Source organism: Pararoseomonas baculiformis, from assembly GCF_017813395.1.
Taxonomy (GTDB): Bacteria; Pseudomonadota; Alphaproteobacteria; order Acetobacterales; family Acetobacteraceae; genus Roseomonas; species Roseomonas baculiformis.
This window is the reverse complement of the sequence record NZ_JAGIZB010000009.1, coordinates 21840-45226: the sequence shown is the minus strand read 5'-3', so window position 1 is coordinate 45226 and position 23387 is coordinate 21840. Positions and strand designations below refer to the sequence as shown.

Sequence of the window (23387 nt, the reverse complement as noted above, 5' to 3'; positions counted from 1 at the left end):
GACCCCTCACCATCATCTTCTTCTAGAGGTTTGGAAAGCTCGGCTGACGGTGCGCCTCCGGTCCATGACCGGAGGCGACTGCAAGGGCAGGAGCAGGGGCAGAAACCCCGTGTTGCATCCTATCCGCGGCAGCCAGATGGGGTTCCAAGGGCCTCAGGCCCTTGGCGGGCGAGGTCCGGAGAGGGCAGAGCCCTCTCCGGAAACCGGTGAACCAAGGAGGCGAGGTCAGGGCGCGATGCGGCGGTAGCGTGCCTCCGCGAACTCGAAAGCGCCGAACGCGGCCAGGCCCAGGGCGACCAGGCCGAACGCCGTGCGCCCGAAGGGTTGCGCCTGCAGGGCCACCAGTGCGCCGCCCAGGCCGCGCGCCTCGCTCGGGTCGGCCTGGAGGGCGGCGATGATGAGGAAGGCGCTGATAATCAGGAACACCACGGCCCGCGCCGCGTAGCCCGCCCGGCCCAGCGGGATCACCCATTCCGCCGCGCCGGGCCCGCAGGCCAGATGGCGGCGGAAAGAGGCGGTGAAGGCCTTTGCCCCCATGCCCAGGCCTGCGCCAAGGATCGCCAAGCCGACCGCGCCGACCAGCCAGCGCCCGAAGGGCTGCGCCAGGAGCCAGCGGGTCCAGTCGCGGGCCGCCTGGTCCTCCGCCCCGCCGCTGGCCGCGCCGATGGCGAGGTTCACCGCGAAGATCCCCAGGCTGACATAGATGACCGAGGAGACGAGCTGGCCCGCGCGGGCTGCCAGGGCGCCCCAGCCCGTTCCCCGGCGGTCCGCATCCGCGAGGGACTGCATGGCGCGCCAGAGGGCGAAGCCGAAAAGCCCGAGGGCGACGACGAGCAGCATGGCGCTGCCCCAGGGTTGGGTGAAGATGGCCTGCAGGGCGCCTTTCGAACCCGCGACCTCGCCACCGCCATTGACGGCGGCGAGAAGGGCGATGAGCCCGACCAGCAAGCTGACGAGGCCCCGGGCCGCGTAGCCCAGGCGTGCGAGCCATTCCAGGCCGCGGCGTCTTGCCTCCATCTCTGTCTTGCGCTCCTCGTCTCGGCTGCCGCAGCGCCAACGCGGGTTGCGCCGCCGGGGTTCCTCCCGGCGCAACGAAAACGCAGTGCCGCTGCCCCGCTCCTTTCTGCTTTCCGGCTCTCAGCCGGTTCGCCGGGTTTCGCTTCCCTGGCGGATGATGGCGCTGGGGCGCAGGGTCTCCCGCTTTGGGGAGAAGGCTGGCTCGTTCGGATAGCCGGGGGAGATGGCGCTCTCACCGCGTTTCCGGTGCCGCGCGTTTCCGGGTGGATGCGGTGGCCCCACCCGCGACGGCAGGCGGTCGGTGCCGTCTCAACTGTCACAAAACCATGCATGAAGACCCGTTCATGGCTCGTTAACTCACCGTCCCAGCTTCGACATGGTGGGGACCATCTGCATGCCTTCGATCAACTCTGGGCTTCTCTGGACGAAGGACAGCTCCGAATCGGCCGCAGGCAGCGCCGAGGTCGTGGCCTATGACGCGCAGCGCGGCCTCGTGCTCGTGCTCGGCCCCACGGGCGTCGAGGCGCTGGCCATCGCCGATGGCGCGCTGCGCTTCAGCCTGCCGGCCGCCGATCTTGGCAGCCTGGGCACCGGCAACAGCGTGGACGTGCATGGCGACATCATGGCCGTGGCCTATGACAATGCCGAGGCGGGCGGGAACGGCGTGGTGGCCTTCTACCGCATCGCGGCCGATGGCAGCGGCGCCACGCTGATCCGCCAGGTCGAGGTCGGCGCGGTGCCGGACATGGTGACCTTCACCCCCGATGGCAGCCGCCTGCTGGTGGCGATCGAGGGCGAGCCGAACGACAATTACGGCGTGGACGCCTCGGGCGATCCGGTCGGCGGCGTCGCGGTCATCGACGTTGCCACCGGCAACAGCCAGTTCCTCGGCTTCGAGGGTTTCGACACGGAGGCGCTGCGCGCGGCCGGCGTGCGCATCACGGGCGTGGACGGCATCACCGCCGCCACCGACCTGGAGCCGGAATACATCGCCCTCTCCGAGGACGGGCTCACGGCCTATATCACCCTCCAGGAGAACAACGCGATCGCGGTGCTCGACCTGGAAACCATGTCCTATACGGGCGTGTACGCGCTGGGCACCAAGGACCACTCCATCGAGGGTAACGGCCTCGATATCTCCGACCGCGATGGCGGCGGGAACATCGTGACCGCGCCGATCCGCGGCATGTACATGCCGGACGGCATCGCCACCTTCTCCCACCAGGGCAAGACTTATCTCGTCACCGCCAATGAGGGCGACGCCACGGAATGGGGTGATTACGGCGACACCGCCCGGGTGAAGGACCTGAACCTGGACGAGGAGGCCTTCGGCGGGGCCGCGGCGATCGCCGCGCTGAAGGCCGATGCGGTCCTAGGCCGGCTTGAGGTGTCCGCCGTGGATGGCGACATCGACGGCGATGGCGACATCGATGTCATCCACGCCCTGGGCGGTCGCAGCTTCTCGATCTGGGAGGTGACGGAGACCGGGCTGGTCCAGACCTTCGACTCCGGGGACATGATCGAGCGCATGCTCCTGCAGGAGCGCCCGGACCTGTTTGACGACACGCGTTCGGACGCGAAGGGGCCGGAGCCCGAGAGCATCACCCTCGGCACCATCGACGGCCAGCTCTACGCCTTCGTGGCGCTGGAGCGGTCGGATTCGGTGATGTCCTTCGCCATCACCTCCCCTACCAGCGCGGAATATGCCGGCATCATCGCGACGGAGGACGCGCCGGAAGCGATCCTTTTCGTGCCGGCCGAGGACCTGCCGGACGGCATGAACGGCCCGATCCTGCTCTCCCCGAACGAGGGGTCGGGCATCACCACCGCCCATGAGCTGGAGGTGGAGGCGCCCGCCTCGGGCCACTTCACGCTGCAGATCCTGCACGCCTCGGACTTCGAGGCCGGCCTTGCGGCCACCACCCGCGCGGCCCAGTTCGCCGCGATCGTGGACAAGCTGGAGGACAGCTACGCGAACAGCATCACCCTCTCCTCGGGCGACAACTTCATCCCCAGCCCCTTCGGCGCGGCGGGGACGGACCCGACCGTGCGGGAAGAGCTGATCGACCTCTACGCTTGGCTGCTGGGCGTGCCGGCGGCCGACCTGGCAGGCCTCACGCTCAGCCAGGGCGCCATCGACATCGCGATCATGAACGCGCTGGGCGTGCAGGCCAGCGTCCTGGGCAACCACGAGTTCGACTACGGCACCACCGCCCTGGCGGCCGCGATTGACTTCGTGAAGGGCGGCGGCAGCACCAGCGGCGCCATCACCTCGATCGGCGCGATGTTCCCCTACCTGTCGTCCAACCTGGACTTCAGCGGCGACAGCGCCATGCGTAATCTCTTCACCGAGCTGCTGCGCGACGCCGCGAGCTACGCCACCACGGCCGAGGACATCGCCACCCCCGGCGGGCTGAACGCCGAGGCGGCGGACCAGCAGGTGGCGCCCTGGACCACCATCACCGAGGGCGGCGAGACGATCGGCGTACTCGGCATCACCACCCAGATCCTTGCCTCCATCTCCTCCGTCGGCGGGGTGCGCGTGAAGGATCCCGCCGGTGATGGCGGGGTGAACAACACGGATGAGCTGGCGGCCGTCCTGCAGCCGCTGGTGGATCAGATGACGGCGCAGGGGATCAACAAGATCATCCTGCTGAGCCATCTGCAGCAGTACCAGCTGGAGCTGGACCTGGCCTCCAAGCTCAGCGGCGTGGACGTGATCGTCGCCGGCGGCAGCCATGCGGTGTTCGCCGACGGCAACGAGCCGCTGCAGCCGGGCGACACGGCTTCCGAGACCTATCCGGTGATCGTCACCGGCGCGAACGGCAAGCCGGTGGCTGTGGTCAACACGGGCAGCGAGTACTCCTATGTCGGCCGCCTCGTCGTCACCTTCGACGAGAATGGCGACATCATCACGGACAGCATCAACCAGGGCGTCTCCGGCCCGGTGGTGGTGAACGAGGACACGGTGTCCGACCTCTGGGGCAACGAGGATGCCTATGCCGAGGGCACGCGCGGCGGCGAGGTGAAGGCCGTCACCGACGCGGTGGCCGCGGTGATCCAGCAGAAGGACGGCAATGTCCTCGGCTACACCGACGTGTATCTGGAGGGCCGGCGCGCCGAAGTGCGGACGGAGGAGACCAATCTCGGCAACCTCTCCGCCGATGCGAACCTCTTCGTCGCCCGGCAGGTGGATGCGGCGGTGACCGTCTCCATCAAGAACGGCGGCGGCATCCGCGCGGAGATCGGCGCGGTGGGCACGGGCGCCGAGGCGGGCGAACTGCCCCCGCAGGCCAACCCGGCCGCCGGCAAGCCGGAGGGCGCTGTCAGCCAGCTCGATATCGAGAACTCGCTGCGCTTCAACAACGCGCTGTCGATCGTGACGGTCTCGGCCGAGCATCTGGTGCGCATCTTCGAACATGCCGTGGCCGGCGTTGCCCCGGGCGCGACGCCCGGTTCCTTCGGCCAGGTGGGCGGCGTCTCCTTCAGCTATGACGCGGCGGCGACCTCGCAGGTGCTGAACGCGGATGGCAGCGTGCAGCGCGCCGGCGAGCGGATCCAGAACCTCGTCATCCTCGGCGAGGATGGCTCGGTGCTCGACACCATCATGCGGAACGGCGAGCTGGTGGGCGATGCGTCCCGCCTGATCAAGATGGTGACGCTGAGCTTCATGGCGGATGGGGGCGATGGCTACCCGATCGGCCGCTATGCCCAGGACCGCATCGACCTGCTGAACAGCGACCTGCTCACTGATGGGGCGGCTGGCTTCGCGGCGAAGGGCAGCGAGCAGGACGCGCTGGCCGAGTATCTGAAGGCGGTCCATGGCACGAAGGAAACGGCCTTCGAGCAGCTGGATGCCGGCCAGGCGACCGATGAGCGCATCCAGAATGTCGCGGTGCGCGAGGATACGGTGCTCGGCGAGCGCCAGGACGGCACGGACGGTGCCGACCGCCTGGTGGGCGGCGACGGCCGCGACGCGCTCTACGGCTTCGCGGGCGATGACCGGCTGGTGGGTGGCGCGGGTTCGGACCAGATGATCGGCGGGGCGGGCAACGACGCCTACTATGTCGATCATGTGGGCGATGTGGTGGTGGAGCTCTCGGGCGAGGGCTACGACCAGGTCACGGCCTCGATCGACTATGTGCTGGGGGAGAATGTCGAGAAGCTGATCCTCGAGGGCTCGGCCAAGCTCGGCACGGGCAATGCGCTCGACAACCGCATCCTGGCCGCGGAAGGGGGCGGCACGCTCTACGGCCTGGGCGGCGATGACGCGCTGGTCGGGCGCGGGGGCAATGACCAGCTCTATGGCGGGCTGGGCAATGACCGGCTGGTCGGCGACAAGGGCGCGGACACCATGGCCGGCGGCGAGGGCGACGACGGCTATGTGGTCGACGATGCCGGCGACGTGGTGATCGAGCTGGCCGGCGAGGGCTATGACCGGGTGACGGCGCTGATCGACTACACCCTGGGCGCGAATGTCGAGAAGCTGATGCTGGAGGGCGCGGCCCGGATCGGGACGGGCAACGAGCTGGACAACCGGATCCTGGCCAATGAGCTGGGCAGCACGCTCTACGGCCTGGGCGGCAATGACGCGCTGGTCGGGCGCGGTGCCGACGACCTGTTGGTGGGCGGGTCCGGCCTGAACCGCCTGACGGGCGGGGGGGGGGCGGACCGGTTCCGCTTCGATGCCTTCGGCGCCGGGAATGAGAGCCGGATCCTAGACTTCGCCGAGGGCGAGGACCGGATCGAGCTGGACGGGGCGGTGTTCACGGCCTTCGGGGCCGCGGGGCAGCTCTCGGCGGCGAGCTTTGGCCTTGGCACGGAGGCGAGCACGGCGGATCAGCACCTGCTCTACAACGCCGCGACCGGCGCCCTCTACTACGACGCCGATGGCGTGGGCGGCGCGGCCTCCATCCGCATCGGCCATGTCGCCCAGGGCACGGCCCTCACCGCCCAGGATATCTGGGTGGTGTGAGAAGAGGACCTGGCGCGGCGGGAGCTCCGCCCGGGGCTCCGCCGCGCCGGCCCAGGACATCAACGCCGCCGGGCAGAATGCCTGGCGGCGTTGGTTTTTGAGGAACGCTATGCGGCCTGCCTGGTGCGATGCGGCCGTGGCCCTGTTTTGACGCTGGTGGCCCCGGGGAGAGGAAGAAGGAATTCTTCCTCTCCCCGGACCCCTCACCATCATCTTTTTCTACCAGTTGGAGAGGTTTGGCTGGCGGTGCGCCTCCGGTCCATGACCGGAGGCGACTGCAGGCGCAGGAGCAGGGGCAAGGACCCCGTGTTGCACCCTACCGCGGCAGCCAGACGGGGTTCCAAGGGCCTCAGGCCCTTGGCGGGTGAAGTCCGGAGAGGGCAGCGCCCTCTCCGGGAAATTGTGGTTCAGAATCCTGCTCGATCGTCAGGCGCGGCGGGAGCGCAGCTGTTCGCCTGCCGTGGCGCATCGCTGCCGAGCATGCGCCTGCAGCCAAGGTGGCCTGGTCAGGCCGCCAGGCGCCTCTGCGGGCCGTAGACTTCGGGCATTTCGCCGATGTCGTGAAGGACGAGGCCGGGTAGGGTCACGAGGCGGCTCTCGAAGCTGCCATCGGCGTGCAGCGCGTGCTCGACATAGCCGAGCTGCTTCTCGCCGACCGCCTCCTGATAGGCATCGCCGACGATGAAGGCGGCGGAGGGGGCCCAGATCTGGCGCAGCCCCTCGCTCACGCCGCGGTCCCGCCACTGATGCACATGGCCGCTGGCCACGAAGGCCGGGCGCTGTGGCATCAACAGGTCCAGAATGCGGTGGCGCGGGGTGGATTGGACGCACCAGTAGGTGCTCTCCATCTCGTCCATCCGTTCCTGGCAGAGCGGCTTGTGCAGGAAGATGGCGAGCGCGCGCCCGGCGGCACCTTCCAGCGCGCGGACCAGCGCCTCCATCTGCGCCTCGGCATCGGGCAGGGTGGTGGCGGTGATCTGGCTGTCCAGTCCGATCAGCCGCCAGCCCGGCACGTCCTGCACGAACATGTTCTGGCCGATATGGCGCCGCCAGCGGGCCAGGCGCTCGGCATTGGCGGGCTGGCGGCAGCCGGGGAGGGGATCGTCCCCCACATCATGGTTGCCGGGCACCGCGAGCCAGTCCAGGCCGAGCCCGTCATGGGCGCTGCGGGCCAGCGCCAGGTCCTCGTCCTGGTCGGCGCCGTCGAGCGAAAGGTCGCCGGTGTTGATCACGAGATCCGGGCGCAGGCCGCGCAGGTGCTCCGCCAGATGGTCAAAATTGGCGCTGAAAGCCGGCACCCGGGCGGAGAGATGCGTGTCGCTGATCTGGGCGAGGCGAAAGGCCATGGGCGATCCTCGGGCTTCGCGGCGGGCGGCCGCAAGGGTGGACCGGGCGCCGGCCGGTGGCAGCCGGCGCCCGGTGGGCGGGATCAGGAGCGGCGCGGCAGCAGGCGGCGCACCTCGGCCGCCATGTCGCGCTGCACCTCCTCCGGCGTCGCGCGCTGCTCGACGATGCGGGCCATGTTGTCCACCATGGTCTGCGTCACGCGCACGGAGTTGGTGCCGGGGAAGGCGTACCAGGGGATGGAGACCGGGATCTGCTTCACGGCCGCCATGAAGAGCGGGTTCTCGCGGTAGAATTCGCCGAGATATTGCGGGTCGTCGATCGCGATCTGGTTGCAGGGCAGGTAGCCTGTGTTCTTCACCATCAGCGCCTGGCCTTCGGCGCCGGTGGAGAAGCGGAGGAACTTCCATGCCGCGTCCCGCTTCGCCGGATCCTTCGCGGTCAGCATGCCCGCGGCGCCGCCCGTGGGCAGGCGGCCCTTATCGGCGTCGATCACCGGCATGCCGGTGGTGCGCAGGGTGAAGTTGTTGCCGGCGCCGGCCACCATGCCGCGCACCAGCGCCGTGGTTTGAAAGATCATGCCCAGCTTGCCGGCGGTGAAGGCCTGGCGGGCGGCGGCGGCGGAGAGGTTCGGCATGCCGCCCTCCTTTACCATCCGGTCTAGCAGGCGCAGCGCACCCAGCCCCTCGGGGCCAGCGAAGCCGACGTCGCGCTCATCCTCGGTCAGCATCCGGCCGCCATGGCCGAAGAGCAGGGAGGAGAACATCCAGTCGTCACCGCTCCAGGTGAACCACATGCCCTCGACGCCATCGCCCAGCCGGTCGATCTTGCCCGCCAGTTCCAGCACGCCGTTCCAGTCCCTGGGGAAGTTCTCGGGGTCGCCACCCGCGCGGCGGACCAGATCGGCATTGTAGTAGGTGACGGGGTTGGAGGCGGCGAAGGCCAGGCCGGACTGGAAGCCGCCGAAATGGGCGAGGGCCAGCAGGTTCGGCGTGTAGCCGATGCGGGCGGGGTCGGCGGCCTCGGCCTTCAGCAGCGGCATGAGGTCCTGGGCGATGCCGCGCTCGGCGAAGACGCGCAGGCGGTTGAAGCCCTGGTAGGAAAGATCCGGCAGCTGGTTGGTCGCGGCCTGGCGCAGGATGAGCTGCGCGCCTTCCTCGTAGTTCGGCGTGGTGACGTAGTTCACCTTGATGTTCGGCTCGCGCCTTGTGAAGGCGGCCAGCAGCGCGTCATAGGCTTCCTTGTAGATGAAGGGCTGCGCGTAGTGCACGGTGATCTCCACCGGCGACTGGGCGCGCAGGACGCGGGGCGCGAACAGCATGGCGGCGGGCGCGGAAAGCGCCACGCGGCGGCTGAGCGGCGAGTGGGTCAGCATGGTTCTCTCCAGAGAAGGCCTCAACCCTTGAGGCCGGTTGTCGCGATGCCTTCGATGAAGCGGCGCTGGGCGATCAGGAAGGCGAGGACGAGCGGCGCCGTCATCAGAACCGCGGCGGCCATGAGCGCGCCGAAATCGTCGCCCGCCTCGTCCGACCGGAAGTAGAGGACGCCGAGCGCGGGGGTGGCGTACTGGGTGCCGTTCACCACGATGAGCGGCCAGAACAGGTCGTTCCAATGCGCAACTACCGAGAAGATCGCGAAGGCGGTGGCGGCCGGCCAGGCATTGGGCAGCACAATGCGCCAGACGATCTCGGCCTCGCTGATCCCGTCCATGCGGGCGGCATGGATCAGGTCATCCGGCAGGGACCTGAAGAACTGCCGGAACAGGAAGATGGCGAAGACCGAGATGGTGGAGGGCGCGATCAACGCCGTGTAGCTGTTCAGCAGGCCCAGCTGGCTGAAGCCGACATAGAGAGGCAGGGCAGGGACGTGATAGGGCACGAGAAGGCCCAGCATCACCGCGCCGAAGGCCAGCCCGCTGCCCGGAAAGCGCAGCTTTGCCAGGGCGTATCCCGCCGGCACGGCGAAGAGCAGCTGGAAGAACAGGATGCCGCCGCAGACGACGACGCCGTTCCAGAGATAGCGCCAGACCGGGATCTTCGCGAAGACCTTCCCGTAGTTCTCCACGGCGTGGAAGCGCTCGGGCACCAGAGAGAGGGAGGCGCGGAAGATCTCGTCCAGCGGCTTCAGGCTGGCAGCCGTCATCCAGATATAGGGCATCAGCACGAGCAGCCCGAGCAGGCCGAGGAGGAGCAGGCGCGGCAGACCGCGCAGGGCCGAGCGCTCAGGCATAATGCACCCGCTTCTCCAGCACCTTGGTCTGCAGCCAGACCAGGGCGAGTACGATCGCGAGGAAGACGAGGGTGATGGCCGCCGAATAGCCTAGGCGGAAATAGGTGAAGCCTTCCTCGTACATGGCATAGAGCAGCACCTGGGAGGCCTTGTTGGGCCCGCCCTGGGTCAGCACCGCGACACTGTCGAAGACGCGCACGGCGCGGGTCATGGTGATGGTGACGACGAAGAGCGTGGTGGGCCCGAGCAGCGGCCAGGTGACAAGGCGGAAGCGTTCCCATCCGCCCGCCGCGCCATCCACCTCGGCCGCCGCGTAGAGCTCGCGCGGGATGGCGGTGAGGCCGGCAAGGAAGAGGACGAGGTTGAACCCCATGTTCTCCCAGATGCCGATGGCGGCCAGGGAGATCAGCACCGTGTCCGAGGAGGAGAGCCAGGCCGGGCCGTCGATGCCGATGCCGCGCAGCGCGGCATTCAGCGGCCCGATGGTGGGGTGCAGCAGGTATTGCCACGCCGCCGCCATGGCCACGGGCAGGGAGACGACGGGCAGGAAGAACACCGCGCGGAAGAAGGAGCGGCCCCGCGTCCCGGACTCGATCAGCAGGGCCAGGCCCAGTCCGCCCAGCACCGAGAGCGGCGCGACGATGCCGACATAGAGAATGGTGTTGCGCAGGGCGATGGCGAAGCCGCGATCGGAGAGCAGCTCGCCGAAGTTCTCCAGCCCGATCCAGGCGAAGGCCGGTGCGCCCAGCTCGTAGTCGGTGAAGGCCAGGGCGATGGTGGCCAGGGTCGGCAGCAGCAGCATCAACCCATAGGCGATGGCGGCCGGGGCGGTGAGCATCCAGCCCGCCAGCGCCTCCCCGGTGCCGCGCCGGGGCAGGGGGGCGGCGAGGCTAGCGGACAAGGGCGGCCTCCGGCAGGAGGGAGCGCAGGGCCACGCGCTGGCCGCGGGCATCGAAGACCAGGGCGCGGTCCAGCGGGAAGCGCAGCCCGATCTCGCCCGAGGCGGGCAGGCTCTCGCGCTCCTCCGGCGCCAGGCGAAGCACCAGCGGCGTGCCGGTGGCCGGGTGGTGCAGATGCATCAGCAGGCTGTCTCCCAGGAATTCCACGGTCTCGATCACGGCTGGAAGGCCGGCATCGCCGGGCTGCAGGTCCTCGGGCCTGACGGCCAGGGTCATGGGGCCGCTGCCCTCCACCCGGAGTCCCACCGCCTGTCCCGCCACGCGCAGCACGCCTTCCGCATCAGCCTCCGCCGGCAGGGTGTTGATGCGGGGGGAGCCGATGAAGGTGGCCACGCGCAGATCCTGCGGATCGGCGTAGATCTCCGCCGGGGAGGCTACCTGCAGGATCTCCCCGGCCTGCATCACCGCCACCCGGTCCGCCATGGTCAGCGCTTCGGACTGGTCATGGGTGACATAGACGGTGGCGACACCCGCGGCGCGATGGATGGCCACGATCTCCCGCCGGGTCTGCACGCGCAGGCTGGCATCGAGGTTGGAGAGCGGCTCGTCCATCAGGAAGGCGGCGGGGCGGCGCACGATGGCGCGGGCCAGCGCCACGCGCTGGCGCTGCCCGCCGGAAAGCTGGCCGGGGCGGCGGCCGAGAAGGGCGCCGAGGCCGAGGGAGCTGGCGGCCTGCCGCACGTCGCGGGTGATGGAATCGCGCGCGGCACGGGCCCCCGGCATCCACCCGCCGACCAGGGGCAGGCGCTGCGCGGCGTTCAGCCGGCGCATGGCCAGCGGCACCGCGATGTTCTCCTCCACCGTGAGCTGGGGGTAGAGGGCATAGGACTGGAACACCATCGCCACGTCGCGCTGCGACGGGCGCAGGCCGGTTACATCCCGCCCGCCGATCTGGATGCGGCCGGAATCCGGGTGCTCGATTCCCGCGATGCTGCGCAGCAGGGTGGACTTGCCGCAGCCGGAAGGGCCGACCAGGGCCAGGAATTCCCCCGCGGCCACGCGCAGCGAGACATCGCGCAGCACCGGCGTGGCGCCAAAGCGCTTGCCCAGCCGGTCAACGGCAATTCCCTGCACAGACAGCCCCCGTGGATCCCGGGCCGCGCAATAGGCGCGGGGGCTGACACGGGTGTTGCCGTTTCATGAAGGAACTGTGTCATGGCCCCGGCGCCTGCCAGGGATCGCGGCGCCTAGTGGAAGATGGCCCGCGCCGTTTCGCGCAGTTCGCGTGCGGGATTGGGAAGCATGGGGACTGAGTGCTGGAAGGGATAGGTGACCGTGACCGTGACGGTCGTCACCCCCGCATTGGTCGCGCAATTGCTCAGGACGACGGAAAGGGAGGCCGGGTCCAGCGCGCCGGTGCGCGCGCTCGCGCCACTCAGCGCGCCGGCCATGTTGGTGCAGGCCGCGCGGTTGGCGTTCAGGTTCGCCGATCCGCGCAGCACGACCATGCGCGCCGCATCGGCCGTGACCGTCCGCAACGCCTCCAGCGTCATCAGGTAACGGCTGGCCTCCATGATGCCGATGACGAAGGTGAGCAGCAGGCCGCCGATCAGGGCGAACTCGACCGTGGCCATGCCGCGCCGGCTGCGCCAGGCGCCGCGGGCCCGGGCGCTAGCGGATCTGCACGACCGCATGGCCGGATCCGCTGGAAAGGGAGGAGATGAGCAGCGGGGTAAGGTTCCGCTGCGCGGTGAGGGTGATGTAGCGCGACTCCCCCGAAGGGCAGGAGCTGCCGCAGGTAGAGGCCGCGCCCGCGCATTCGCAGGTCAGGCGAGGCATCGGCACTTCAGCCGTGGTGAGGCCGGGGGAAGCGGCGATGACGGCGTTGCGGATGGCGGTGAGGTTGCCGGGCGTGGCCAGGGCCTGCTGCGCGCCGGTCTGGACCGCGGATTCGAGCTGCAGCGAGACCTGGATCCTGTTCGCGACATCATGGACTCCCGCCAGGAGCACCAGGAGCAGTGGCGCGATGACGGCGAGTTCGCTGGCCGCGATGCCGCGGCGGCCGATTCGGGGCAGTCGCATGGCTTCACTCCACGAGGCGCACGGTGCGCACGATGGGATAGGGCGTGACGCCCGGGCAGCCGGAGACATCGACCGTGGTGTTCGAGCTGCCCGAGAGGGAGAGCCGGTAGCCGACGACGGAGAAGCAGTTCGAGCCCATGGCGCTGCGCCCGTTGATCACCACGTCCGAGGTGGGGAAATATACCCCGCCGAAAATGTCCATGGAGGCACCGCCGTTCAGCTGCACCTCCTTCGCCGGGCCGTTATTGGTTGCGCGCGCATCGCGGTAGAGCACGAGGCCCGCCGCGGCAGGCACGCCGGGTATGACCGAGTTGATGGGGCCGCGGAGGTGGCCCTCGGCCTGTGCGTTGATGCGGACCGTGCCGACATTGTCGGGCTCGCCGGTCATGACGATCGTGACGCCATCGCCGGTGATCCTGCCCTGCACCGTGAGGTCGCCACCTTTCACGTAGTAAAGGCCCGCCCGGAGCGTGAGGGACTCGTTGGAACCGACGCTGAGGCTGCAATAGGTGCCGGGCCCGATTTCGGAATCCCGCCCGGAAGGCTGGTTCACGCAGGGTGAGGCCGGAGTCGGTCGCCAGGACCGCATGGCTGCGAAGGGATCGCGGATGGGATCGGGGCGCTGGCTGGTCACCGCCGGGCGGGTGGTGCGGTAATCATTGGTCCAGACATCGCCGCTATCGCAGCCGATGCAGTCGCCTGTCGTGATGAGGGAGGATGTGCGAACCGAGGCGCTGCCGACGATATGGATGCCGTTGGGGGCGGCGGCATTGCTGGCCAGCGCGCAATCCACCGAATGGCTGGTGCTGTTGCCACCCAATTCCAACCCACCGCCGAGGGCAAGCAGGCAGACCCGTTCCGTGACCTTGCCAATGGCCACGGCCCGGGTCCGCACGGTGGGGGCCTGGGGCATGAAAAGGCTTGCGAAGACTGAGCGCTGGGGCTGCGAGATCAGCACCTCCACCGCGCCGCTGACGCCTTTCTGCGCCCCGGTGAGGGGAGGGATGTTCACCTCCACCGTTGCGCCGGTGCTGCTGCTGAAGCCGTTGCGGCCGGCGATGCCGCGCGCGGCGTTCTCCCCATTCCCGCCGCGGTCCAGCGTGGCCGCGCCGGCCAGGGCGGCCAGGTCCGCGGCGCTGGTGGCGTTCCGGAGGGAGAGGAACCAGACGCCGCCATCGGCCGCCAGCCCGACACAACCCAGCAGCAGCGTGCCGATGGCCGCCACGAAGGTGGAGGTTGCGCCACGCCGGTCCAGCGGGCGGAGTCGTCTCATCCCGTGAGTCAGGCCGGCGAGGCTTGACAGTCCGGCTCTGACGACCGGGTTGCATCCCGCGCCGCGGTTGCGGAGCTCTTCAGGTATCTGCCAAGACGCTGAAACTGCGATGTTTTTGAGGCGCGAAACGGCTTTCATCCCTGCTACCCCGCGTGTGGGTTCGATCTTTCTAGCACTCTCACGAAGTGTTGACATGGAAATACGCAACTCTTAGTTGTCCTCTGCGGAACGGCTGACCCGCAACCCTGGCATGGCTGGCTGGTCCGGCAGAAAGCGGTACTTCGAATCGCTGGCGGAGATTAGACCAGACACGCATGGGTTGTGTCATGCCCTGCGAGCGCCAGCTCGATTTGAGGCGCTCCGGGCGGAAGTCTGGCTGTGTTCCGGCTCGCCCCTATGGAGGATTTCGCGTCCGGGGCTAAGGAACGCGCACAAAATCCTGTAAAGATGGACACAATGCGGCCGGTTGGCGGGCCGAAATGTCTCGGTCCATGCGATTACGGTCATGGATCGCTGCACACCTTAAAAAAGTTTTAATCGTCCGGCATGCAGCTTGTGGTTGCATTCGAGTGTGGGTTTCGAGCTATGGTGCTCTCGGCAGGCCCCAATGCCCCAAGCGACGGGCCGAACCACCCGATCGAAAGGAAGCCGCATCCATGTTCACCAAGCTGATCACCTCCGCCGCCGTCGCCCTGCAGTGCCGCAAGGGCGTGACCGCCGCCGAGTACGCCATCCTTGCCGCCGGCATCTGCGTGGTTGTCGCTGCCGCCGCCACCTCCCTGGGCCCGCTGCTGAACGCCAAGCTGGCCGGCATCTTCAGCTGATCTCGCGGCCTGCCAGCCCGGGCACCTCCGTGGGGGTGCTCGGGTCGGCCTCTCCGCCTCGAACCGGTGGAGTTCGGATTAACCATGATGGGTCACATCGCAGACGCTACGCTGATCCTGGTCATGGTTGGCCTGCTGCTCGTGGCGGCCTGGCGTGACATCGCCACCCGGATCATTCCGGACAGTCTTTCTCTTGCTCTTCTGCTTGCCGCGTTCCTGATGCGCGCGCCTGCGGGCCTGAGCCCGTTTCTGGCCTCGCTCGGCGCTGCCCTCCTGCTCTTCGGCGTGCTGTTCGCTCTCGCGATGCGGGGGCTTCTGGGAGGCGGCGACGTGAAGCTCGCCGGGGCGCTGGCCCTGGCCTTTCCGCCGTCTGCGACCTGGGATTTCGTCGTTGCCACCATTCTTGCGGGTGGCCTGCTGGGTGCTGCCTACATCCTGGCGGCCCGGCTTCTGCCCCAGCCCGGATCCTTCCCTGCCCGCGAGGGATTGCTGGGCCGCGTCCTCGTGGTTGAGGGATGGCGCATACGGCGCCGAGGGCCGCTTCCCTATGCCGTCGCCATCGCCATCGGCGGCGTCGCCACCCTGCTTGCCACCCGGGGGGTCTGATCCATGTTTCTCCGCGTCCTAGTCATGGTTTCCCTTCTCCTCAGCGCCGTTGGCCTTGGCGGCCTGGTGCTCCGGATGCTGGCGCCAGAGGAGCCGGTGCGCGTCGCCGAGGCTGTGCCGGCGCCCGCCGCGCCGCCTCCGCCGCCCCGCGCCCGCGTCCTTGTCGCGGCCCGTGCCATGCCGCCGGGCACGCTGCTCAAGGAAGGCGACCTGACCGTGCAGGAACTGGCGCCCGAGGCCGTGCCGCCGGGCGCGGCGCTGGAGGATGCCCGGCTGGAAATGCAGGGTGGCCTGCTCCGCCGTTTCCTGGAAGCGGGTGAAAGCCTGCCGCGGGATGAGGTGCTGCGCCCGCGCGACCGCGGCTTCCTTGCCGCCGTGCTCCGCCCGGGGCGGCGCGCCATCTCGGTGGGGGTGGATGTCGTCACCGGCGCGGCGGGGCTGATCTGGCCCGGTGACCAGGTGGACCTGATCCTCACGCAGGAACTGGCTGCCGGCGATGCCCCCCTGGGGCGCCGCGTGATCGGCGAGACCGTGCTGGTCGATGTCCGCGTCATCGCCGTGGACCAGCAATTCACCCAGGGCGCTTCCGGCACCGATCCCACCGTACCACGCATTGCCCGCACCGTGACGCTGGAGGTCAGCTCGGACCAGGCGGAGCGCGTGGCCGTGGCCAGCCGGCTGGGACGCATTGCCCTGACCGTCCGCGCCATCGAGCCGCCCCAGGATGTGATGCCGATCGGCAACCCTGTCTTCAGCGCCGACGTCTCGCCGGCCCTGAACGCTGGTATGGTATCGCGAGGCGCCCGGATGCAGGTCATACAAGGAGGAGAGAAGCAGGAGGTTCTGTTCCGGTGATCAAAGGACTGCGCGCCATCCTGGCCATGGGCCTTCTCCTGCCCGGCACGGTGCTGGCGCAGGGGGTGCTCCCGCCGGCCCCTGTTTCCCCGCGCGCGCCCTTCCCGGACCTGGCCCGCAACGCCCAGGCCTTCGCCCCCACGCCCGTGGTGCCGACGAGCATCGCGCTGGAGGCGGGCACCGGGCGGCTGCTCAACCTGCCCCGCCCGGCCGTGACCGTGCTGGCGGCCGATCCGCGCGTGGCGCGGATCCAGCCCGCTTCGCCCACCAGCCTTTTCCTCATGGCCGTCAGCGCCGGGCGGACCACTGTCCTGGCCACAGCCGAGGATGGTACCCCGGTGGCTGAATATGATGTGACGGTCGCGCCCAGCCGGGCCGCGGCGGCCGGCGCGGCACCCGGCCCGGCCCCCCTCGGCACGGCTGCCCCCGCGACGCCCCCGCCTTCCGCCGCAGCGATCGAGAGCATGATCCGACGGATGGTGCGCGGCGCCGATGGGCTGCGCGTCTCGGCCGCGGGCCGCAACGGCTATGTCCTTTCGGGCACGGTTCCCAACGCCGCGGATGCGCAGCGGGCGGAAGCCATCGCGCGCGCCGCGATCGGCGAGGGACCCGCGCTGGTGAACGACCTGTCTCTTCTATCCTCCCTGCAGGTGAACCTCCGGGTCCGCGTGGCCGAGATTTCCCGCCAGGTGACGCGGGAGCTGGGCTTCAACTGGCAGGCCCTGGCCTATGACGGGAACAACTTCCTCCTGGGGCTGCGCACGGGCACGGCGGGTGGCCTGGTCAATGCCATCACCGGCGCGGCGGCGGCGGGCTCTGCCACCCGGCGCCTCGGAGTCGGCATCAGCTCCTCGCGCTTCGACATCAATGCCGTGGTGGATGCGCTGGCCAGCGATCAGCTGATCAGCATCCTGGCGGAGCCCAACCTCACCGCCCAGTCCGGCGAGGTGGCGAGCTTCCTGGCGGGGGGCGAATTTCCCGTGCCCGTCGCTGCCAGCAACAGCACGAACTCCATCACCATCGAGTTCAAGCAGTTCGGCGTCTCCCTCGCCTTCGTGCCCACCGTGCTGGGCCCGGACCGCCTGAACCTGCGCGTTCGCCCGGAGGTGAGCGAGCTGTCGCAGAACGGCGCGATCACCGTGCCCCTGGCCAGCGGTACCGTCACCATCCCCGCCGTGACGGTGCGCCGCGCCGAGACGAGCGTGGAGCTGGGCAGCGGGCAGAGCTTCGCCATCGCGGGGCTGCTGCAGCGCTCCAGCACCATGGTGAACAGCGGCCTGAGCGGGCTGGGCGACATTCCCGTGCTGGGGGCGCTGTTCCGTTCGGACTCCTTCCGCCGGAACGAGTCCGAGCTGGTGATCATCATCACGCCCTATCTGGTCCGCCCCGTGTCGGACCCCAGGGCCCTGGCCGCGCCGACCGACAATGTCCGCCCTGCCTCCGATCTCGACCGCATCCTCTATCGGCGGCAGATCGCGCGCGGGGGCGCGGGCCAGCCACTGGGGGCCCGTCTCGATGCCGGCTTCATGGTGGAGTAGGGCGATGCGCGCGCTGTCCCTTCTTCTCATCACCGCCTTGGCGGCCTGCAGCCAGGACGGTGACTTCGGCCGCCCCGGTACCTGGGTGGCCACCGGCGTGAACGACCGGAACCTGAACGCCATGCTGGTGGACCGCTCCCACGCGGCGCGCGGCATCGAGGCGCGGGATTCGCGTGGGAATTCCGGCACCGCTGCCGTGGACCGGCTCCTTCGCGACAGGCTCAGGCCGCTTCCCGCCGCGAACCAGGTGCCCGCCCTGGCTGGGGCGGGTGCCGCGCCCCCTGCCGCAGGAGGCCCGAATGCTCGTTGAGCGCAAGCCGCCGCCTGACGCCCCGAAGGAGAGCCGCTATGTCGCGGCACCGGACGAGCCGCGCCTTCCCGTCCTCGCCTTCGTCGCCGATGAGCAGACCGAGACCGCCCTCCGCAGCGGGCTGGTGGGCGTGGGCACCGGGCTGCAGGTCCGGCGCGGCGATGCCCGCGCCGCCGTGCGCGCCCTGGAGCAGGAGCCGACTCCCTCCATCCTGGTGGTGGATGTCTCGGGACTGTCCGATCCGCTGGACACGCTGGATGCGCTGGCCGGGGTGTGCAGCCCCGATGTCCGGGTCCTCGTGGTCGGGGAGGCCTCCGACCTCGTCCTCTACCGCCGCATGACGCGTGACCTTGGCGTGGCGGAATACCTGTACAAGCCGCTGACGCGCGATGCGGTGGTTCGCTTCTTCGGCCCGCATATCACGGGCGGCGCCGTCTCCGCGAGCGCGGAGCGGGGCGGCTCCGTGATCTCGGTCTGCGGTGCCCGTGGCGGCGCGGGAACGACCACCATCGCCGTGAACCTGGCCCTTCAGCTCGCGGAGGCGACCCGCGGCCATGTGGCATTGCTGGACCTGCATCTGCGGGCCGGCACCACGGGGATGATGCTGGGGCTGCGCTCCGGCACCGGGTTGCGGGTGGCCCTGGAAGACCCGGACCGGGTGGACAACCTGTTCCTCGACCGCTCCTCCGTTCCGGTCAATGACCGCGTGCGCCTGATCGCGGCCGAGGAGCCGATCGACTCCGATCCGCGCCCCAGCGAGGGCGGCATCAAGAACCTGCTCGCGATGCTGACGGCCCGCTTCAACTACGTGGTGATCGATGTGCCTTCCCCGCCGGGCGTGGCGGAGCGGATCGCGCAGGCCATGTCGCAGCACCGGCTGGTGGTGATGGGGCCGGATCTCGGCGGGATCCGCGATGCGCTGGCGCTGCGCAGGCTGCTGGGCTCCCAGGGAGCGGGATCGGTGACCACCGTGTTGAACCGCGCCGGGCTGCCGGGGGGGCTGAAGCCGAAGCTGGTGGCCGATGGGCTGGGCGGCGCGCCGGACTTCACCATTCCGGACCTGCCGAATCACCTGCCGCGCTCCGCCAATCTCGGGCAGCCGGCCCTGGCCCAGAGCACCCAGTTCCGCCGTGCCCTGGCCCCGCTCACGCATCACGTGGCGGACATGAAGGCCGCCGCGCCCTCGCCCTCCCTGTTCGCCCGCCTGCTTGGCGGCCGCGCGGCACGTTGAGGAAATGGCCATGAGGACCTTTGGACGGCGCACCGAGGAAGCAGCACCCCTTTCGTCCTCCGTGGCGCCCATCGCCGCCGCCCAGGCCGCCATCGCCCCGGATGACGTGATGCGCCGCCTGCGCAGCCAGGTGCTGGAGCAGGTGGACCCCGTGGCCGCGGGACGCCTGGCCGGCCCCGCCCTGCGCGCGCAGCTCGAGGCGCTGGTGCATGATGTCGCGAACCGGGAACGGGTGGAGATCTCGGGCCGGGACGAGGCGCGGATCGCGGAGGAGCTGACCCATGACATGGTCGGCTACGGGCCGCTGGAGCCGCTGCTGAACGACGACAGCATCAGCGACATCATGGTGAACGGCCCGGACAAGGTCTTCGTGGAGGTGCGCGGCAAGGTCAAGCTGACCGATGTCCGCTTCCAGAGCCATGCGCAGCTGAACGCCATTGCCCAGAAGATGGCGGCCACCGTGGGCCGCCGCGTGGACGAATCCAGCCCGCTGGTCGATTGCCGCCTGGCCGATGGCAGCCGCGTGAACGTCGTTTTTCCGCCTCTGGCGATCGATGGCGCTTCCATCTCCATCCGTAAGTTCGCCAAGCGCAAGGCGGATCTGCAGGACCTGGCCGCCGGCGGCTCCATGTCTCCCCAGCTGGCGCGGGTGCTGGAGATCGCGGCGCGCTGCCGGCTGAACGTGGTGATCTCGGGCGGCACGGGGTCGGGCAAGACCACCATGCTGAACGCGATGAGCCGGCTGATCGACCATGGCGAGCGCGTCGTCACCATCGAGGACGCGGCCGAGCTGCAACTGCAGCAGCCCCATGTCGTGCGGCTGGAGACGCGCCCGCCGAACCTGGAGGGCAAGGGCGAGATCAACCAGCGCGACCTGATGAAGAACGCGCTGCGCATGCGCCCGGACCGCATCATCGTGGGCGAGGTGCGCGGCGCCGAGGCCTTCGACATGCTGCAGGCCATGAACACCGGCCATGACGGTTCCTACTGCACCGTGCACGCCAACACCACGCGGGATGCGGTGATCCGTATCGAGAACATGGTGATGATGGGGCAGAGCAGCCTGCCCAGCCGCGCGATCCGCACCCAGATCGCGAGCGCCGTGGACCTGATCGTGCAGGTGGAGCGCATGCGCGACGGTGGCCGCCGCGTCTCCCAGGTCTCGGAGGTTTGCGGCCTCGAGGGCGAAGTGATCACCATGAACGAGATCTTCACCTTCGAGTACGAGGGCGATGGTCCCGATGGCCGCATCCGTGGCCGCTGGACGAGCCCCGCCACCCGCCCCGGCTTCATCGACCGCCTGGAGTATTTCGGCTTCGCCGATGCCTGGATGCGGTCGGTGCGCGAGGCCGCGTGATGGGCCATGCCCCGCTCCTCCTGCTGGCGGGTTTCCTTCTCTCCGGCCTGACGCTCGCGGTGGTGAGCATGGGGGAGCTGCGCCGCACCCGCCAGCTCAGGAACCGGGTGATGAGCGTTGCCGTCATGCCGGCGGCGAAGCTCGACCTGCCGCTTCCCAGTATCCGCATGGTCGATAGCCGCTACAGCCCCTTTCAGCTGCGCTTCTTCCGCCTGGTGGGCTTCGATCCGGACCTGCCGGAGGCGGCGCGCATCCTGGCCTGGCCGCTGGTGGCGGGGATCGCGGTCGCGGTCGGCCTGTTCGGCGGCTCCCGGCTGGTGGCGATGCTGGGCCTGCCGCTCGCGGTGCTGGCCGGGGTGGCCTCGGCCTGCATGACCTCGCGCAGCCTCTTCAAATGGCAGGCCAGGCGCTACCAGGATGCGGTGTTCCAGCAGCTTCCCGACGCGCTCGGGCTGATGGTGCGCGCCATCCGCGCGGGCCTGCCCCTGGCCGAGGCGCTGCGGGGCATCGCGCGGGAAAGCCCGATGCCGATTCGGGAGGAGTTCACCCGCGTGGTGGGCGATATCGCGATCGGGCGCCCTGTCGATGCGGCACTGATGCGCGTGCATGCGCGCACCAAGCTGACGGAATTCTCCTTCCTCGCGGTCACGCTTGGCCTGCAGTCCCAGACGGGCGGCAGCCTCGCGGAGACGCTGGATACCCTGGCTGACATGGTCCGCAAGCGCGTCGCCATGGTCAAGCGGGCCAAGGCACTGGCGGCCGAGGGGCGCATGCAGGCCGGGCTGCTGACGGCACTGCCCTTCGTGGCGGCGTTCGGCATGTCCGTCATCCAGCCCTTCTATCTCCGCACCTTCATCGAGAATCCGACCGGCCAGCGCATGGCGCTGCTCGGCTTCGGCTTCATGGCCTTGGGGCTGCTGACGATCCGTCACCTCATCCGCCAGGCGGGACGGGATTGATGGAGCCGCTTTCCACCACCTGGCTGCTCGCCGGCGCGGCGACGATCGGCGCCCTGGGGCTGGCCGTCGCTGCCGCCGTGGTCCTGGCCCATGCCGCCGAGAACCGGGATCTTTCCAACCGGATCCGCGCCGTGCTGCCGGGGGCGGCGGAGCAGCCGCGGGCCCGTTCGCGGGGATCGGCGTGGCGCCCGATCCGCGCGATCGGCGAGAAGCTGCGCGACAGCGCCATTCTTTCGGAGAAGGAGCTGAAGGAGTTCCAGCGCGCCCTGGCCGCGGCGGGGATGGATGCCACACAGGCGGTGCCGGTCTTCCTCGGCCTCAAGGCGCTGCTCTTCGTCCTGGCGCCCGCGGCGGGCTTCGGGATCGGCCTTTATCTTGAACTCGGGACGATGCACCTGGCCATGTCGGTCTTCGGCGGGCTGGCGGTGGCCATCTACCTGCCCAACATCGTCATGAACCGCTTGCGCAAGCCCTTCCAGCAGAGCCTGCGCAAGGGCCTGCCGGATGCGCTGGACCTGATGGTGGTGGCGGCCGAGGCCGGGCTGGGCCTCGATACGGCGATCGAGCGCGTGGCGCGGGAAATGGCCGGGACGAACCGGGCGATCGCGCTGGAACTCACCGTGCTGGTCCAGGAGATGCGGATGTTGCCGGACCGGCGGGAGGCGCTGGAACGGATCGGTGAGCGCACGGACCTCGATGGCTTCAAGCGGCTGGGATCAACCCTTTCGCAAACCCTTCGCTACGGCACCCCACTGGCGCAGGCGCTGCGGGTGCTGGCCACGGAGATGCGGCAGGAGCGCATGCTGCGGATCGAGGAGAAGGCGCTTCGCCTGCCCGCCCTCCTCATCGGCCCGCTGATCCTCTTTATCCTGCCTGCCTTGTTCATCGCCCTGATCACGCCTAGCATCATCCAGATGGGGAGAACCTTCGGCTCCGGTCAGTGAAAGCGCCTTGTCCTGCCTTTCCGGCGCGTCCTGCGCTGGCCTGCCTGGGCGCGTTGCTGCTCTCGGCCTGTTCCCTGGTCTCGGGTGAGACCAGCCGTGGGCTGCGCGACCCGGACGCGGGTTCCCGCCTGCGGGTGGCCGCCGCCGCCGAGGCCTCTGGCCAGGCGGATCTGGCCCTTTCGCTCTATGCCGCCGCGGCGGAGGCCGAGCCGCGCAACGCGGAGCTGCAGGCCCGCTTCGCCGGCGCCCTCTCCCGGGCAGGCAATGCGGCGGAAGCCCAGGCGGTGCTGCAGCGCGCGTTGCAGGCCAACCCCAATGATCCAGCGCTGATCAACCAGCTCGGCCGCCTGCAGCTCCGCAATGGGCAGGCGCAGGAGGCGCTGGGCAGCTTCGACCGCCTGATCGCGCGAAGGGCCACGGATGCCGCGGCGCTGGATGGGCGCGGCATCGCTCTCGACATGCTGGGCCGCCACCCAGAGGCTCAGGCGAGTTACCGGTCCGCCCTGGCGGCTTCCCCGGCCGCGATCGGCCCCGCCAATAATCTCGGCCTGTCGCTGCTGCTCTCCGGCCGCTTCGACGAGGCACGCTCCGTGCTGGAGCCCCTGGCGCGCCGCCCTGGCGCACCACCGCGCGTGGCCACCAATCTGGCGATCGCGCGCGCGGCGCTCGGGGACCAGGCGGCCATGCGCGAGCTGGTCGGCGAGAGGGCAAGCCAGGCGGATCTCGACGCCCTGCTGCGGGAGCTTGGTGCGCAGGGTTTGGCCGCCTCCCGCAGCTAGATGGCGGTGGGCATGGCCCACCCCGCATGCGGACGATCGGGGCAGGGGTGGTACATCCGGGCAAGCCCTGCGCCAAAATCCTGGGTTAAGTGAAAATACTACTCCGCCGCGAAGTTAATGTATGGCAAACAGCCGCCGGTTGCGCTCAGCTTGGTGAGAACCAAA

General features: G+C 69.5%; 20 protein-coding genes. 11 read left to right on the top strand and 9 right to left on the bottom strand.

Annotation, left to right across the window (positions count from 1 at the left end; translation table 11 throughout):
• Positions 1 to 225: 225 nt before the first annotated feature.
• Positions 226 to 1017 carry a DUF1206 domain-containing protein gene (locus J8J14_RS10990; RefSeq protein WP_209379554.1) on the bottom strand — a complete coding sequence of 264 codons (792 nt, stop codon included), beginning with the start codon at positions 1015 to 1017 and terminating at the stop codon, positions 226 to 228.
• Positions 1018 to 1411: 394 nt separating this feature from the next.
• On the opposite strand from J8J14_RS10990, the gene J8J14_RS10985 reads away from it, so the two are divergent.
• A complete protein-coding gene (locus tag J8J14_RS10985; protein ID WP_209379553.1) occupies positions 1412 to 5992 on the top strand; it encodes a choice-of-anchor I family protein in 4581 nt (1526 codons plus the stop codon).
• 506 nt (positions 5993 to 6498) lie between these two features.
• On the opposite strand, the gene J8J14_RS10980 is transcribed toward J8J14_RS10985, so the two are convergent.
• From J8J14_RS10980 to J8J14_RS10945, 8 genes are all read right to left on the bottom strand, one after another.
• Positions 6499 to 7338 (bottom strand): metallophosphoesterase family protein, encoded by an 840-nt coding sequence (locus tag J8J14_RS10980; RefSeq protein ID WP_209379552.1) that lies wholly within the window; start codon positions 7336 to 7338, stop codon positions 6499 to 6501.
• Between the two features lie 83 nt (positions 7339 to 7421).
• Positions 7422 to 8711 (bottom strand): ABC transporter substrate-binding protein, encoded by a 1290-nt coding sequence (locus J8J14_RS10975; protein ID WP_209379551.1) that lies wholly within the window; start codon positions 8709 to 8711, stop codon positions 7422 to 7424.
• A 20-nt stretch (positions 8712 to 8731) separates the two neighbouring features.
• The gene (locus J8J14_RS10970; RefSeq protein ID WP_209379550.1) at positions 8732 to 9565 is read right to left on the bottom strand and encodes a carbohydrate ABC transporter permease; all 834 of its coding nucleotides are present in this window, start codon (positions 9563 to 9565) and stop codon (positions 8732 to 8734) included.
• Complete coding sequence (locus J8J14_RS10965; protein WP_245215658.1) at positions 9558 to 10466, bottom strand: carbohydrate ABC transporter permease; 909 nt, start codon at positions 10464 to 10466, stop codon at positions 9558 to 9560. The genes J8J14_RS10970 and J8J14_RS10965 overlap by 8 nt, the downstream gene beginning before the upstream one ends.
• Positions 10456 to 11598 carry an ABC transporter ATP-binding protein gene (locus J8J14_RS10960; protein ID WP_209379548.1) on the bottom strand — a complete coding sequence of 381 codons (1143 nt, stop codon included), beginning with the start codon at positions 11596 to 11598 and terminating at the stop codon, positions 10456 to 10458. The genes J8J14_RS10965 and J8J14_RS10960 overlap by 11 nt, the downstream gene beginning before the upstream one ends.
• Before the next feature lie 113 nt (positions 11599 to 11711).
• A complete protein-coding gene (locus tag J8J14_RS10955) occupies positions 11712 to 12098 on the bottom strand; it encodes a TadE family protein (RefSeq protein WP_209379547.1) in 387 nt (128 codons plus the stop codon).
• A gap of 37 nt (positions 12099 to 12135) precedes the next feature.
• A complete protein-coding gene (locus J8J14_RS10950) occupies positions 12136 to 12546 on the bottom strand; it encodes a TadE/TadG family type IV pilus assembly protein (RefSeq protein WP_209379546.1) in 411 nt (136 codons plus the stop codon).
• Positions 12547 to 12550: 4 nt separating this feature from the next.
• Positions 12551 to 13819: a pilus assembly protein TadG-related protein gene (locus J8J14_RS10945; RefSeq protein ID WP_209379545.1), complete on the bottom strand. Its 1269-nt coding sequence runs from the start codon at positions 13817 to 13819 to the stop codon at positions 12551 to 12553.
• Positions 13820 to 14475: 656 nt separating this feature from the next.
• On the opposite strand from J8J14_RS10945, the gene J8J14_RS10940 reads away from it, so the two are divergent.
• The 10 genes from J8J14_RS10940 to J8J14_RS10895 all read left to right on the top strand — a co-directional run bounded on the left by J8J14_RS10940 (position 14476) and on the right by J8J14_RS10895 (position 23222).
• Complete coding sequence (locus tag J8J14_RS10940) at positions 14476 to 14643, top strand: Flp family type IVb pilin (RefSeq protein WP_209379544.1); 168 nt, start codon at positions 14476 to 14478, stop codon at positions 14641 to 14643.
• An 84-nt stretch (positions 14644 to 14727) separates the two neighbouring features.
• The gene (locus J8J14_RS10935; protein WP_209379543.1) at positions 14728 to 15249 is read left to right on the top strand and encodes an A24 family peptidase; all 522 of its coding nucleotides are present in this window, start codon (positions 14728 to 14730) and stop codon (positions 15247 to 15249) included.
• Positions 15250 to 15252: 3 nt separating this feature from the next.
• The gene (cpaB, locus tag J8J14_RS10930) at positions 15253 to 16104 is read left to right on the top strand and encodes a Flp pilus assembly protein CpaB (protein WP_209379542.1); all 852 of its coding nucleotides are present in this window, start codon (positions 15253 to 15255) and stop codon (positions 16102 to 16104) included.
• Positions 16101 to 17642: a type II and III secretion system protein family protein gene (locus J8J14_RS10925; protein WP_209379541.1), complete on the top strand. Its 1542-nt coding sequence runs from the start codon at positions 16101 to 16103 to the stop codon at positions 17640 to 17642. Before cpaB ends, J8J14_RS10925 begins: the two co-directional genes overlap by 4 nt.
• Before the next feature lie 4 nt (positions 17643 to 17646).
• Positions 17647 to 17952, top strand: a complete 306-nt coding sequence (locus tag J8J14_RS10920) for a hypothetical protein (protein ID WP_209379540.1) — start codon at positions 17647 to 17649, stop codon at positions 17950 to 17952.
• Positions 17942 to 19183 carry an AAA family ATPase gene (locus J8J14_RS10915; RefSeq protein WP_209379539.1) on the top strand — a complete coding sequence of 414 codons (1242 nt, stop codon included), beginning with the start codon at positions 17942 to 17944 and terminating at the stop codon, positions 19181 to 19183. Before J8J14_RS10920 ends, J8J14_RS10915 begins: the two co-directional genes overlap by 11 nt.
• Before the next feature lie 10 nt (positions 19184 to 19193).
• The gene (locus tag J8J14_RS10910; protein WP_245215657.1) at positions 19194 to 20540 is read left to right on the top strand and encodes a CpaF family protein; all 1347 of its coding nucleotides are present in this window, start codon (positions 19194 to 19196) and stop codon (positions 20538 to 20540) included.
• Positions 20540 to 21499, top strand: a complete 960-nt coding sequence (locus J8J14_RS10905; RefSeq protein WP_245215681.1) for a type II secretion system F family protein — start codon at positions 20540 to 20542, stop codon at positions 21497 to 21499. Before J8J14_RS10910 ends, J8J14_RS10905 begins: the two co-directional genes overlap by 1 nt.
• Entirely contained in the window at positions 21499 to 22443 is a 945-nt protein-coding gene (locus tag J8J14_RS10900; protein WP_245215680.1) for a type II secretion system F family protein, read from the top strand. The genes J8J14_RS10905 and J8J14_RS10900 overlap by 1 nt, the downstream gene beginning before the upstream one ends.
• 53 nt (positions 22444 to 22496) lie before the next feature.
• A complete protein-coding gene (locus J8J14_RS10895) occupies positions 22497 to 23222 on the top strand; it encodes a tetratricopeptide repeat protein (RefSeq protein ID WP_209379535.1) in 726 nt (241 codons plus the stop codon).
• Positions 23223 to 23387 lie beyond the last annotated feature (165 nt).

What these genes read in the sequence shown, in the direction of transcription:
- J8J14_RS10990 (WP_209379554.1), bottom strand. Translation starts at nt 1,017, where the DNA reads ATGGAGGCAAGACGCCGCGGCCTGGAATGGCTCGCACGCCTGGGCTAC.
- J8J14_RS10985 (WP_209379553.1), top strand. Translation starts at nt 1,412, where the DNA reads ATGCCTTCGATCAACTCTGGGCTTCTCTGGACGAAGGACAGCTCCGAA.
- J8J14_RS10980 (WP_209379552.1), bottom strand. Translation starts at nt 7,338, where the DNA reads ATGGCCTTTCGCCTCGCCCAGATCAGCGACACGCATCTCTCCGCCCGG.
- J8J14_RS10975 (WP_209379551.1), bottom strand. Translation starts at nt 8,711, where the DNA reads ATGCTGACCCACTCGCCGCTCAGCCGCCGCGTGGCGCTTTCCGCGCCC.
- J8J14_RS10970 (WP_209379550.1), bottom strand. Translation starts at nt 9,565, where the DNA reads ATGCCTGAGCGCTCGGCCCTGCGCGGTCTGCCGCGCCTGCTCCTCCTC.
- J8J14_RS10955 (WP_209379547.1), bottom strand. Translation starts at nt 12,098, where the DNA reads ATGGCCACGGTCGAGTTCGCCCTGATCGGCGGCCTGCTGCTCACCTTC.
- J8J14_RS10950 (WP_209379546.1), bottom strand. Translation starts at nt 12,546, where the DNA reads ATGCGACTGCCCCGAATCGGCCGCCGCGGCATCGCGGCCAGCGAACTC.
- J8J14_RS10945 (WP_209379545.1), bottom strand. Translation starts at nt 13,819, where the DNA reads ATGAGACGACTCCGCCCGCTGGACCGGCGTGGCGCAACCTCCACCTTC.
- J8J14_RS10940 (WP_209379544.1), top strand. Translation starts at nt 14,476, where the DNA reads ATGTTCACCAAGCTGATCACCTCCGCCGCCGTCGCCCTGCAGTGCCGC.
- J8J14_RS10935 (WP_209379543.1), top strand. Translation starts at nt 14,728, where the DNA reads ATGATGGGTCACATCGCAGACGCTACGCTGATCCTGGTCATGGTTGGC.
- cpaB (WP_209379542.1), top strand. Translation starts at nt 15,253, where the DNA reads ATGTTTCTCCGCGTCCTAGTCATGGTTTCCCTTCTCCTCAGCGCCGTT.
- J8J14_RS10920 (WP_209379540.1), top strand. Translation starts at nt 17,647, where the DNA reads ATGCGCGCGCTGTCCCTTCTTCTCATCACCGCCTTGGCGGCCTGCAGC.
- J8J14_RS10915 (WP_209379539.1), top strand. Translation starts at nt 17,942, where the DNA reads ATGCTCGTTGAGCGCAAGCCGCCGCCTGACGCCCCGAAGGAGAGCCGC.
- J8J14_RS10910 (WP_245215657.1), top strand. Translation starts at nt 19,194, where the DNA reads ATGAGGACCTTTGGACGGCGCACCGAGGAAGCAGCACCCCTTTCGTCC.
- J8J14_RS10905 (WP_245215681.1), top strand. Translation starts at nt 20,540, where the DNA reads ATGGGCCATGCCCCGCTCCTCCTGCTGGCGGGTTTCCTTCTCTCCGGC.
- J8J14_RS10900 (WP_245215680.1), top strand. Translation starts at nt 21,499, where the DNA reads ATGGAGCCGCTTTCCACCACCTGGCTGCTCGCCGGCGCGGCGACGATC.